The sequence below is a fragment of the Mesorhizobium sp. LNHC252B00 genome (genome assembly GCF_000502955.1).
In the GTDB taxonomy this organism is placed as follows: Bacteria; Pseudomonadota; Alphaproteobacteria; order Rhizobiales; family Rhizobiaceae; genus Mesorhizobium.
In genome coordinates this window covers 1-11,885 of the sequence record NZ_AYWO01000014.1, presented here as the reverse complement: position 1 = coordinate 11,885, position 11,885 = coordinate 1, and the positions used below count along the sequence as shown (strand labels likewise).

The window sequence follows — 11,885 nt, the reverse complement described above, 5'->3', positions numbered from 1 at the left end:
GCTTTCAGATCTGCTTCAGGCGGTCGGCGCGGCTCGTGCCGGCACGCGATCCAGAATGAAATCGACCAGCGTCGGTTCGCCGTCGACCACATCCAGTTCCTTGTATCGGGTCTGCTTGAGCCCCCGGCACAGCGCGCCGTTGAACTCCATGTTGATGCGCACACCGCGCAGTTCGGCGAGATGGGCACCGAGTGCATCGGGCGGTATGGGCAGCCCTTCCCAGGTCACGAAGACGGAATCATCCACCCGGCGGTCCGGAAACCGCTCGAGCAGCGCCGCCCGGTAGCGCGGCTTCTGTTTGGCCGCCTCGCCCGGCTCGAACCGCGCGACGTCGTAGGCCGGCAGGTCCATGCCGACGATTTCGCGATTGGTCAGGCCGTTCGCCTTGAGGCCGCGCAGTACTGCCTCCTGGCGCCGCTTGAAGGCCTTCATTGCGAAGGTTTCGCGCAAGGCGCCGAGATCCTGATCCTCGGCAAGCACGGCGAAGATATCGCCGAAGGTCTTGCCTTCCGCCATGCCGCGATTGACCTCGTCGGCGAACATGTGGTCGTGCAGCTTGACGCGATAGGCCGGCGACCAGGAGAGCTGGTCGAGCGCCTTGCGCACGCCATCCAGCATCAGGAACGCGAAGTTCGGCGAGCACCAGTAGGTCGGCAGGCGGAAATCGACATCCACGCTGCCATCGCCTGTCACATCAGCCCGCTCGACGAAGCCCATCTCGGTGATGGGTTCGTCCAGTTCGGGGTCGTTGACCTCACCAAGGCGCCGCCAGAGTTCCTTCTGGCAGTCGCCGGAAACATTGGCGGTTGCCATGGCTCCTACTCCGCCGCGATGCTGAAGGGCGAACTGGCGAGCGCCTTCTTCTTGGCTTCGACGTCGATGTTGTAGAGACGCGCGGCGTTGAGGCCGAGGATCTTCTCCTTGATCTCGTCGGTCAGTTGCACACCACGTTCGGCGGCGATGTCCTCCGGGATCTGGTAGGCCCAGAACTTCTCGACCAGCCAGCGTGGCGTCCAGATCGCGTAGTCGGAACCGAACAGGATCTTCTCCGGCCCGAGCCAGAACAGCAGTTCGGCGATGACCTCGCCGAAATAGCGCGGGCGGGAATGGATGAAGGGCAGCGCTACCGCCAGGCCGCCATAGACATTGGTTTCCTGCGTCGCGATCCAGCAGAAATCGTCGAGGCGCGGCAGGCCGCAATGTTCGACGATCCAGTTGAGGTTCTGGAAATCCGTCGCCGCGTGGTCGACGTCATGGACGTCGAAGGCATCCTTGCTGAGCGGGATGATCGTCGGGCCCTTGTGGACGTGGATGTTCCTGATGCCGAGCTTGTCGCAGAGTTCGAAACACTTGTAGGCATCGGGATCGGTGAGCTTCCAGCCCTTGGAAGCGCCGTTCCATTCGGCCGTGTACATCTTCACGCCCTTGACGTTGTAGGTCTCCTTGAGGAAGTGGATGTATTCGAGCGCCTTCTCGCCGTCGCGCGGATCAAAGGCGCCGTTGACGATGAAACGCTCGGGATAGCGCTTGGCCACCTCGGCGTTGCGCTCGATCGTGTTGAAGCCGTTCTTGTAGAAGTCCTTGAGATAGGTCGACTGCACGATCGCCACGTCATCGGGACCGTCGATGAACAGGTCGCGATAGAGATCGTCGGCGCTGTATTTCTCGAACTTGCTCTTCTCCCACAGCTGTTCCTTCGGGCTCAAGCCCGTGTGATAGGCATAGAAGCATTCGATGAACTGCTTGCCGTGGATATTTTTCTGGTTTTCCGGGCTGCCGTCCCAGAAATGGGTGTGGCCGTCGACCACGAAAATGTCCTTGCCTTCCGGTGTCCTGTACATACTTGCCTCCACAATGATCGCGTTGACGGGTCGGCGCGCCGCATGCAACGGCGCGCCAGATTTTTGGGCGGCTATTCGATGTATTCGAACATCTCGTCCATGTTGCCGAACAGGATTACGGTGTTGTCGTCGACGCGAACCATGCGGCCGTAATGGGTGGAGGTGTTGACCTCGAAGGTCTCGGCCGAAATCTCGCGGCCGAGATATTCGCCGATCGCATCCATCTTGAAGATCAGCTTGCCGGTGCCATCGATGCGGATCAGCGCCGGCTGGTAGGTGATGGTCACCCCCGGCTTCTGGCCCATGAATTCGGCGATGGCGCGAGCCTCGACAGAATCGTTCATGGTGACGCCGCACTGGTGCGAAATCGTCTGCTCGAAGGTGATGTCCTTCATCGCCTTGAAGATGTTGGAATGCGTTGCGTCGCGTGCTGCTAGTGACATGACGATTTCTCCTGTTTCAGCGCTTGAGGCCGAGTTCGCCGAGGATCTGGCCAATCCGCTCTTCGGATTTGGCGCGGACATCGGCGAAGGCGACCGGCTTGGAATGCGGCATCGACCAGATCGGCTGCAGGCCGGTGGCTGCCTTGTCGGCGAGCGCGCCGTGCTTCTTGACCCAGCTCTGGAAGAGCTTCTTGTTGGCGGCGCCATGCTTCTCGTCATTGGCGAGGAGATGCATGAGGTCGATCGTGTTGGCGAGGTTGCGCTCGTAGTCGGCCTCGGCCGCCGAGATCACCGCCGGCGTGATGAAATCGTGGTTTGCGGCGGCGATCTGCATCAGGAAGCCGGAGCGGAAGACTTCGCCCACCAGCGGCTCGAAGACGATGTTGATGGCGAAGTACTGCTCGAGATAGTCGGTCGCGCCCATGATGGTCTCGACCGCCTCGCGCGTGCCTTGCCAGTTCTTGTCCTCGAGCCAGGCCTTCTTGCCGAGCTCGTCGTCCCAGCCGGGCAGGTCCATGCCGATCTCGGCAAGGTAGAGCGTGATGTCCTGGGCCAGCCGCAGCTTGTAGGACGAGTTGGTCAGCGTCGCGTTGTTGATCATCTGGGTGTAGCCGTAACGCTGCGCCTGCATCAGCGAGGTGCCGAGCCCGAATTCGGCATGTTTCCAGGCGCCGAGCTGCGTCTGCAGGATCTTCACCCAGGCCTTGTCGAAGGTCTTCGGAGTGCCCGACTTGCGCGCATTGTTGATGACGCTCTGCACCATGGTCTCGATCTTCGACTGGCGCTGGTAGTGCGTGCGCTCCCATTCCTGGTCGGGAGCGCGGAAGGCGTGCCAGTTGGAACTCTGGGCGGCGGTGTTCTGCTTGACATAGGCGCCCTTGCCGTCGGCAAACGAGATGATCCAGTCCTGGATCAGGTAGCGTTCCGGGTCGGGCTGAACGTCGACCGTCATGTCCTCGTAGTGGGTGGCGCGCTGGCCTTTCGGGTCGAAATACCGGTATTTCCGGCTGTCGGAGTCGGCGAAGATCGCCGCGCCGGCGGCTCCGGATCCGACTGAACTCGAGGTTGCAGGCATAGTCTCTCTCCCTTGTTGCAGTTGTGGTTGGCTGTGCGTGGCCGCCCTCAATGGGCCGGCGTTGCACCTGCCGATGTGGTGAACTTGTCGAAGAAGATCCGCTCGGTTTCGAAGCCGTTCATGAACAGGACCGGCTGCAGCGCATCGATCATCGGCGGCGGGCCACAGGCATGGACATCGCCCTGCCCGTCGACCGCCAGTTGCTTGAGCATGGCGTCCACACTCTGGTGCACGAAGCCACGTTCGCCTTGCCATTCGGCGTCGTCATTGGCGTGCGACAGCACGGGAATGAAGGTGACGTCGGAATGCTTGCCGACCAGCTCGGCGATCCTGTCGAGATAGAACAGGTCGTTGCGGGTGCGGGCGCCGTAGAAGAAATAGACCGGACGCTTCTCGCCGCTCTTCAGATGATCGTTGAGGATCGACCAGATCGGCGACATGCCCGAGCCGGCACCGACGAGGATCAGGGGTCCTTGCCGTTCGTCGCGGCGGAAACAGGTTCCGTAGGGTCCGACGACGGTGACTTCGGCTCCGGCTTCGATGCCTCCAGAATCGAGTTCTCCGGAAAACTTTCCCTCAGGATATTTTTTGATGATGAAGGAGAGTTTTTCGGTTTGGTCCGGCGTATTTGCCATGGAGAACGAGCGCGTAATCGTCTCCCCTTTTTGCGTGGTAACCGTGATGTCGACATATTGCCCCGCCCAGAACTTCATTGGGGAGCCGAGTTCGATCTCGATGCCGCGAATGTCGTGGGTCAGGTGCTCGATCCGAGCAATCCGGCCCTTGTACGTCTTCACGGCGATCGCTTTCGCCAAAATTTCCTCGTCGTAGTTGAGGAGCTCGACTTCCAGGTCGGAGAAGGCGATGCAGCGGCACAACAGGACGTGCCCGCTCTCCTTCTCCATGTCGTTCAGCGCGAACGTCGAGTATTTCAGCATGTCGACTTCGCCTTCGAGCAACACGCTTTTGCAGGCCGAGCATTGCCCTTCCTTGCAGCCGTGCGGCAGAGCGATGCCCTGGCGGAAAGCGGCGTTGAGCACCGTTTCGCCATGCTCGACGTCGAATTCGACGCCAACCGGGCTGAGCCTGACCGTGTGGGTTTCCGACATACGGACCTCCAGTGAAAGGAAGGGGCGGGACGAACCCGCCCCCCTTTGGCCTGATCAGTTACAGGGGGTGATGGTGAAGCCCTTGGCGTACTCCGCCAGATGCTTCTCGCGGTCCGCGGGCGACATGGCACGCAGCGCGTTGAGCGGCGATCCGAGCTTGTTGCCGCGCACATCGTCGAGCGTCCACATCTCCTTGTCGTCGAAGCGCAGATGCGGCTGCGGAACCAGCGTCTTGCCGTCGGAACGGACGAAGTTCAGGTCCTTGATCGCGTCGGCCAGATCCCAGCCGTCATAGAGCGTCTCCCACTCGCGCTTGCCGCTGAAGCGGCCCATTGCGGGCGTCGGACGACCCTGATACTCGTCGGCGAAGGCGACCGTTGCGGTCCACTTGTCAAGCTCATGGGCGAAGGTGTGAAGCTGGCCGTCGATTTCGCCGACCACCATGTCCTCGCGGATCAGGCACGGAACGAGGCAGGACCAGCAGCGGTGCGGATAGACGTAGCCGACGTCGCTGTTGAACAGCAGCACCTTCTCGCCCTTGTGGCTGAGCTTGGCGTACCATTTCCAGAAATCGCCGAACTCGGCGTACCAGCCCGGATATTTGTGCTCGAACCACTCGAAGTCCTTGTCGGTCTGGGCTTCGATGCGCCAGAAATTGACCGGCCAGCCGACCGCGAAGAACTGTCCTACCTTGTGGACGTAGTTCTTCTTGGTGATGCGTTCCCAGGCCGCCTGGACGTCGTCGTGATGGACCTTGATGCCGTATTTTTCGAGCGGCAGCATGTAGGTGCGATAATAGTCCTCATAGATCCAGCGGTGCCACATTTCCGCGTAGGATTCCTTGTTCTTGTCGCGGTTGGTGGTGCCGTATTCGATGAAGGTGCCGATTGCCGCATCGACGATCGCATGGTTCTGCCAGAAGGCGTAACGCAGGTCGCGCTCCAGCAAGAGGTGGTTTTCCGGCTCCTTGAGTGCTGCCATCAGCAGCGAGTGGCCATTGCCGATATGCCGGCTCTCGTCGGACTGCACCGACAGGAAGACGGTCGGCAGCGCGTAGTCACCGTTGCGGGCGGCCTCCGAAGGCATGGCGACGAACAGTGTGTTGGTGAAGGCGGTCTCGGCGACAACGGTCAGGTACATGCAGGCGGCGGTCATGGTGTCGCCGGTGATGAAGCCTTCGGCGAACTGCCGGCCGATGGTGGTGGCGTAGCACTTTCCGAAAGCTTCCTCGGTGATGTCAAAGCCGGCCGGATCGATGTAGTTCTCCATGTACCATTTCTTCAGATTCATCTGGATGGTCGAGTGGCGGAACTCGTCGATCATCTGCATGGTGAAACCGGTCCGGAGTTCCTCGCCAGGTGCGATGCGGGCGACCATCGCCATCGAGCGGGCAGCCGAGATTTCCGGGAAGGGAATGATGGCCAGGAAGAGCTTCATCCACTCGACCCAGCGCGGCTCGACATTGCGGAACATGTCGCCGCGCAAGGCGGCATCGAGCGCGCCATAGACGCGGTTGTCCTTCTCTTCCTGCATCGGGAAGTAGGACCGCAGGACCTGCTTCATCGGGTCGCGCGGCGTCTTGTTGATCTTGTAGTCGGTCGGAAACGTCATTGCTTCCTGCACGTAGGACGGATTCCAGCCGAGATCGGCAATCTTCTTGGTCGCCTCGCCGACGGAGATTCCGCGTTGCGAGGTAATCTTGTTGAGCGTCAGAGACGTCATGGTCATAAGCCTCCACCAGGTTTGAGCCGCAGGTCCCTTGACCCCGGCATGAAGCGGCAAGCACCGCCAGTGAGAGTGCGAGCGGCATGACAAAGCGTTGCGCGTCGAGGCGCGACCCGAGGTCCGGCCGTTCAAGTGGATCGGGGCAAAGGTTTCGAGGCGTCTGACAGGGAGCCGCAGCGCCAAACGCATATGCGATGGGCGTATCGAAGCGGTTCTGCTTCCTCCGTTCCTTCGTTCTTTTGGCACCGCGTCAAGCGCGATGGGCTTCTTGTGAGAATGAACAGTGCAAGCGTCGTGCCAGTTTCGAAATAGCCTGATGGCTGGCGCTCAAAGCAAAATTGCCGCTCTTTCGGCTCGCGCCCCGGCAACCCACTGTAACGTTCTTTTACAGTTGTAACTTACGCCTGTAATATTTGCCGTATATTCGCACGCGCAGCATATTTAGTTAGCAATTGCAGCAAATCCCGAAGCTCATATTTTCTGTTTAACTCTTCGTCTATCTCTACTATTTGACGGTCATGGGCACGCACAGGCCTAACGCTGGAGAAGGACCATGCCGAACGATAGAGACCGAAGGGAACCGCCCGAGCCAATATCCAGCCATGCCGATGGCGTCTCCGGCGATCTCGTGAAGCTGATGCCGCGCGACCTGGTCTTCGTCATGCGCTTCATGGGCGAGAGCCAACACCGCCTGCAGAACCATTTCCAGGACTTCATCAGGGCCGAACTTGCTGCCGGCGGCGTCACCACAAAAACGCATCCGATGATCCATCTGTTCATCGAAAGCCATGCGATCCTGCTGCGCGACTTCGTGTTTTCCGGGGTTTCGCTGACGCGCCAGTTCCGCGTCGACGAGATCGAGCGCCTGACCGGCGATACGACATCGATGATCCGCGTCGACATCTGGGACCAGCTGAAGAGCCACATCGAGACGGCCGAAAAACAGTTCCAGTCGCAGGCCAGCACGTTACCCAAATTGCTGTCGGCCTTCGAAAAACCGCCGCAACCTTTGAAGAGCGAAAAATGACCGGAGGATCCCACACAGCCCGGCGTGACGCGCTGCTTGCTCGCCGGCTCGATCTCGTCGCCAGCGTCTCGGCGCTTACTGCGGAAGCACTGCGGCTCAACCAGAAACGCGCCGGCATCGAGATGGACGTGCTGCGCCTGGAACTCGAAATCGGCAGAAGCGGCGCCACCGAGCAACTGGTGCGGGACTTGCATGAGGCAGGGCAGAACGCGGCGGCGATCGCGCAGGCGTGCACGGCTTGCGAGGATCGCATCATAGCTGCGGAAGGCGATGTCGAGGACGTCGACCGTAAGCTTGCCGCAGCGGCGAACGAGGACTGATGGGAGAGACAGCATGAACCAGCAGACGATGCAGAACCTGACCTTGTTCGACCTTCTGGCCCGCAGTTGGCAGCGGCCGTCGGCGATCGCCGATCTGCGCTTCAGCGCCGACGGCTCGGCTGTCGCTTTCACCGCAGTCGACGGAACAATCGCCATTGCCGCGATTGCGGATCACGAGCCGCCGGAAGCGCGGATCAGGGTGAGCAACGATCTCGGCCAGACGACGATTCGCCCCAGGGAAAAGCCGCCAGTGCCATCGGTTGCCACGGCGGCATTCGGTGACGGCGACGTCCCGCTCGCCACCTATGCGCCTTCCGGCTTTCTCGTCGGCGCGGCCAGCGGCGAAGTGCTGCACATGACCGCCGGCGGTGACGTCGCAGCCGCACTGCTGAAGATCGACGGACGAGTCGTCGCCATCGATTACAGCGCCAAGGCGGATATGATAGCTGTCAGCAACGGGCATGATGTCTTCCTGTCGCACGGCCAAGGCGATGCAACGCGGCTGGAACGCGATGTGACATCATCGACAGATGCCGTTGCCTTCTCGCCGGGAGGGCGGCGACTTGCCTGCGGCCTTGGCGAAGGGTTGTCGATCTGGGTGGTCGATGGCGAGGCCGCCTTGATACGCGACATCCCCCTTTCCGCGCGCCCGGTGTCGATCCGCTGGAGCAGAGACGGCAGTTGGCTGGCCTGCGGGCTCGAAACCGGCGGTTTTGCTCTGGTAAGTCTGGCTGATGGAAGAGCAGACCTCGTTGCAGGGTTTCCATCGCCGGTCCGCACCGTGTGCTGGAGCCAGCCGGCGAATGCGCTCTTTGCCTCAGGCGCGTTCCGGGTCGCCGGCTGGTCGATGACAGCCCCGCCTGTTGGCGGCGAAACCTCGGGTGCGCTGGAGACAGGCCGCGCCGGGCTGGTTCTTGTCGAGGCGGTGGCGGCACACCCGGAGAAGAAACTGATTGCGGCGGGCTACGCCAACGGCCGTATCACCATCGCCCAGATCGGCGCGCGCGACGAACTCCTCGTCAGGCCTTTGGGCAGCGCCGTCGTCGCGCTTGCCTGGTCCGGCGACGGCAGACACCTAGCGGTGGGTTCCGTCGATGGCACCGCCGCGATCGTCACCTTTCCCGCGCAGATGTTCAAATAGCGGACGCGGCCCACATGAAACAGGAGGATCACATGCAGACCGAACTCACCGCAGGGGACGAGAGCAAGGACGAATTTTTCGAACGGCTGGCCAAGCTGGCGGAAGAGATGGTGGCCAAACACGGCAAGGATTTCAGTATGGGCGCTTTGGTGCTTGCCGCGCGCTGGATTGCCGAGAACCGTGTTGGTCAATTGAAGACCAACTAGAAGGCGGGACGTCACTGTCCGGCGCATGCTGCTGCTCCTCAACGTAAGCCTGACAGCCTTCTCGCCTCCTGTCAGCCAATCGCGCCGGGTTGAGATAAGGTCGGCGCGGCCTTGCGGCGGGGCCAACCAACGAGTTTGCCCGAGCGCGAGACCGCGCCAACCCCGATTTCAAAATGATGCAACGGCCGACCAGTCGCGGGAATCCAGAACCACTGCCAAATGGCGCGCTGCCGCACATTCCAGGATCAGTTCTTCCAGTTCAACAGCGGTCAGCTTGGTCCCTGCAGTTTTCCGGACGATCCTGATCGCATCCGCAATAGAAACGGGCGCTCCCTTCCCTTGATCATCGAGGTAGCGGCCGATCTCGATCACTGCGTCGGCGTCAACGTTCTTCGGTAAGTCGCGCATCGCCTTCATCCCCCGATACGAGAACTAGTCTTACTTGATCCAAAGGCAAAACCCGCCCGACCGTAGCCGAGACGGAGTATAGATGCGCTGGCGCCTCACGCGTGGAACGAGGCCAGTATGATGGACTTCTCTTTCCTGTACGGCACGCTGCTGACGCTCCTGACCGGTGTCCCGCTGACGCTGCAACTGGCGGTTTCGTCTGTAGCGCTCGGAACTGTGCTAGCCATCGTGCTGGCTCTGGCGCGCTTGTCCGGGCTGACCCTTCTGGCCTGGCCAACCCGGTTTTACGTCTTCGTGTTCCGCTCCACCCCGCTGCTTGTGCAGATATTTCTGATCTACCATGGTCTCGGCCAGTTTCCGGCGATCAGGACGAGCATTCTTTGGCCGATTTTGCGCGAGCCCTACTGGTGCGCCCTCATTGCCCTGAGCCTGAACACTGCTGCCTATTCGAGCGAGGTTATTCGCGGCGCTCTGCTGTCGGTTCCCACGGGACAGATCGAAGCGGCACGCGCCTGCGGGATGCGCACCATCGTGCTCTACCGGCGGATCGTCTTTCCCCTTGCCCTGCGTCAGGCACTGCCAGCGTACGGCAACGAGTTCATCCTGATGGTTAAGGCGACGTCGCTGGCATCGATCATCACGTTGATGGAGGTGACGGGCCTTGCCGCCAAACTCATCTCCCCAGTCTTTCCGCGCTATCGAAATTCTCGTTGTTGCAGGCGCGATCTACCTCTTGATCAACTTCCTCGTCACGCGGCTCCTCCAGTGGGCTGACTACGGTCTGACCGGTCATTTGAGGCTGCCACCGGTGCCCGCCGACGCGCAAACAGGTGCACGATGACAAAACCACATCAACCGGCCGTCAGCGTGAGCGGGCTTCGCAAACGTTTCGGCAATCTGGAGGTTTTGAAGGGCATCTCCCTGGAGGCCAGGGAGGGAGGGAGACGTAGTCTCGATCCTTGGTTCTTCTGGATCGGGAAAGTCAACTATGTTGCGCTGCATCAACATGCTGGAAATTCCGGATGAAGGGCGCATAGAGGTCGGGGGCGAAACAATCCTGCTCGAGAAAAAGGGCGGGAAGACGCGACCGGCAGATCTGCGGCAGCTCCAGGGAATACGCGCTCGCGTCGGCATGGTGTTTCAAGGGTTCAATCTTTGGTCTCACATGACAATACTCGAGAACCTGATCGAGGCGCCCATCCACGTCCAGAAGCGTCCTCGTGCGGAATGCGTGGAAGAGGCGGAGGCGATGCTGGTCAAAGTCGGGATTGCCGATAAGCGCAACCACTATCCGGCCCACCTGTCCGGCGGCCAGCAGCAACGTGCGGCCATTGCGCGCGCGCTTACCCAGCGGCCCAAAGTTATGCTGTTCGACGAGCCGACCTCGGCGCTCGATCCCGAACTTGTCGGCGAAGTCTTGCGCGTCATGCGCGCGCTTGCCGAAGAAGGCAGGACGATGCTTGTGGTAACCCACGAGATGGGTTTCGCCAGAGATGTCTCCAGCAAGATCGTATTCCTGCACAAGGGTCTGGTCGAGGACGAAGGACCGCCAGGCGAGCTCTTTACTGCCAGCCGATCGGACCGCTTCCGACAGTTTCTGGCCGGTAGCAACGGCCAGGGCCACAGCTAGGTTAATCGTGCCCGCGTCGTGCGCGGCGTGGCCAGGAGAAGGCTCGTCTCGCTGCCCGTTATGCCGGCTATGAGCCGGATGCGCCGTAGCACCGCGTCGAAATCCGTCAGCGATGCGGTCCCGAGTTCGACCACCAGATCCCAGCGGCCATTGGTGGTGTGGATGGTCGAGACTTCAGGGAAGCCGCCCAGTGCCCGCACCACGCGGTCGGCGGCATGGCCCTCAATCTCGATGAGCATGATGCCGCGGATCCGCTGATCGACGGCGTCGGCGCGCAGGACCACCGTGTAGCCTATGATCTCGCCGGACCTTTGCAGCCGCTCCATGCGCGCCCTGACCGTGGCGCGCGAGACACCGAGATCGACGGCGAGATCCGACACGCTCCGCCGCGCATCATGCCGCAGCAAGGTCACGAGCCGTTCGTCCAGTGCATCCATCGGGCTACCATTTTGGTCAATTTTGCTACCATCACGATAAACAATGCTTCTCGGATTGCCAATTCTGCCTGTTCATATCGCCGCCTCGCCATGATCTCCTTGCGCTCATTCGAAATTGGGTCGCGGAACAGACAATGCGTTGCAGAATCGTTGGGGCGCCGGTGCAGGATGGCGCCGGCAGAATGGGATGCGAGATGGGGCCGAGTGCGCTCAGGACCGCCGGACTTGCTGAAGTGCTGTCCGGCCTCGGCCACGCTGTCGAGGATATGGGGGCCGTCCAGGCAACTCCGGCGAGGCGCGTCGTGCATGGCAATTTGGCACTGAAGGCCTTGCCCGAGATATCAGCCTGGACATCCGCGATTGCTCACGCCGCCTATGCCGCGAGCGAGGACGCCATGCCTATCTTTCTCGGTGGCGACCATTCGATATCCGCCGGGACCGTATCGGGCATAGCCCGCCGCGCTGCCGAAGCCGGACGCCCGCTGTTCGTGCTGTGGCTCGACGCGCATCCGGACTTCCACAC

At 61.2% G+C, this 11,885-nt stretch carries 13 protein-coding genes and 2 pseudogenes; 7 read left to right on the top strand and 8 right to left on the bottom strand.

Annotated elements, in window-relative coordinates; all coding sequences use genetic code 11:
• Positions 1 to 15: 15 nt before the first annotated feature.
• The 6 genes from X744_RS152250 to X744_RS152275 form a co-directional block, all read right to left on the bottom strand.
• Entirely contained in the window at positions 16 to 813 is a 798-nt protein-coding gene (locus X744_RS152250) for an iron-sulfur cluster assembly protein (protein ID WP_023760302.1), read from the bottom strand.
• Positions 814 to 818: 5 nt separating this feature from the next.
• Positions 819 to 1,841, bottom strand: coding sequence for an amidohydrolase family protein (locus X744_RS152255; RefSeq protein WP_023760301.1), 1,023 nt, complete (start codon positions 1,839 to 1,841; stop codon positions 819 to 821).
• A 71-nt stretch (positions 1,842 to 1,912) separates the two neighbouring features.
• Complete coding sequence (locus tag X744_RS152260) at positions 1,913 to 2,284, bottom strand: MmoB/DmpM family protein (protein WP_023760300.1); 372 nt, start codon at positions 2,282 to 2,284, stop codon at positions 1,913 to 1,915.
• 16 nt (positions 2,285 to 2,300) lie between these two features.
• Positions 2,301 to 3,359 (bottom strand): aromatic/alkene monooxygenase hydroxylase subunit beta, encoded by a 1,059-nt coding sequence (locus X744_RS152265; RefSeq protein WP_023760299.1) that lies wholly within the window; start codon positions 3,357 to 3,359, stop codon positions 2,301 to 2,303.
• A gap of 47 nt (positions 3,360 to 3,406) precedes the next feature.
• Positions 3,407 to 4,468, bottom strand: coding sequence for a 2Fe-2S iron-sulfur cluster binding domain-containing protein (locus X744_RS152270; protein ID WP_023760298.1), 1,062 nt, complete (start codon positions 4,466 to 4,468; stop codon positions 3,407 to 3,409).
• 54 nt (positions 4,469 to 4,522) lie between these two features.
• Positions 4,523 to 6,190 carry an aromatic/alkene/methane monooxygenase hydroxylase/oxygenase subunit alpha gene (locus X744_RS152275; protein ID WP_023675586.1) on the bottom strand — a complete coding sequence of 556 codons (1,668 nt, stop codon included), beginning with the start codon at positions 6,188 to 6,190 and terminating at the stop codon, positions 4,523 to 4,525.
• A 556-nt stretch (positions 6,191 to 6,746) separates the two neighbouring features.
• Between X744_RS152275 and X744_RS152280 the strand changes: the two genes are divergently transcribed.
• From X744_RS152280 to X744_RS1000000174520, 4 genes are read left to right on the top strand one after another with little or no spacing between them, the layout of a single operon-like run.
• Positions 6,747 to 7,220, top strand: a complete 474-nt coding sequence (locus tag X744_RS152280; RefSeq protein WP_023760296.1) for a hypothetical protein — start codon at positions 6,747 to 6,749, stop codon at positions 7,218 to 7,220.
• Positions 7,217 to 7,540 carry a hypothetical protein gene (locus tag X744_RS152285; protein ID WP_023760295.1) on the top strand — a complete coding sequence of 108 codons (324 nt, stop codon included), beginning with the start codon at positions 7,217 to 7,219 and terminating at the stop codon, positions 7,538 to 7,540. Before X744_RS152280 ends, X744_RS152285 begins: the two co-directional genes overlap by 4 nt.
• Before the next feature lie 13 nt (positions 7,541 to 7,553).
• A complete protein-coding gene (locus X744_RS152290; RefSeq protein WP_023760294.1) occupies positions 7,554 to 8,681 on the top strand; it encodes a WD40 repeat domain-containing protein in 1,128 nt (375 codons plus the stop codon).
• Positions 8,682 to 8,713: 32 nt separating this feature from the next.
• Entirely contained in the window at positions 8,714 to 8,887 is a 174-nt protein-coding gene (locus tag X744_RS1000000174520; RefSeq protein ID WP_198032240.1) for a hypothetical protein, read from the top strand.
• A 168-nt stretch (positions 8,888 to 9,055) separates the two neighbouring features.
• Here X744_RS1000000174520 and X744_RS0137350 read toward each other — a convergent pair whose 3' ends face one another.
• Entirely contained in the window at positions 9,056 to 9,295 is a 240-nt protein-coding gene (locus X744_RS0137350) for a hypothetical protein (protein WP_156938575.1), read from the bottom strand.
• 120 nt (positions 9,296 to 9,415) lie between these two features.
• On the opposite strand from X744_RS0137350, the pseudogene X744_RS12980 reads away from it, so the two are divergent.
• Positions 9,416 to 10,136, top strand: a pseudogene (locus X744_RS12980) (ABC transporter permease subunit).
• Positions 10,133 to 10,925: pseudogene (locus X744_RS12985) on the top strand (ATP-binding cassette domain-containing protein). The pseudogenes X744_RS12980 and X744_RS12985 overlap by 4 nt, the downstream one beginning before the upstream one ends.
• Here X744_RS12985 and X744_RS152295 read toward each other — a convergent pair.
• Entirely contained in the window at positions 10,922 to 11,362 is a 441-nt protein-coding gene (locus tag X744_RS152295) for an Lrp/AsnC family transcriptional regulator (RefSeq protein ID WP_023760289.1), read from the bottom strand. The pseudogene X744_RS12985 and the gene X744_RS152295 overlap by 4 nt on opposite strands.
• 134 nt (positions 11,363 to 11,496) lie before the next feature.
• Between X744_RS152295 and X744_RS152300 the strand changes: the two genes are divergently transcribed.
• A partial coding sequence (locus X744_RS152300) for an arginase family protein (protein ID WP_031260553.1) occupies positions 11,497 to 11,885 on the top strand: 389 nt, incomplete at its 3' end.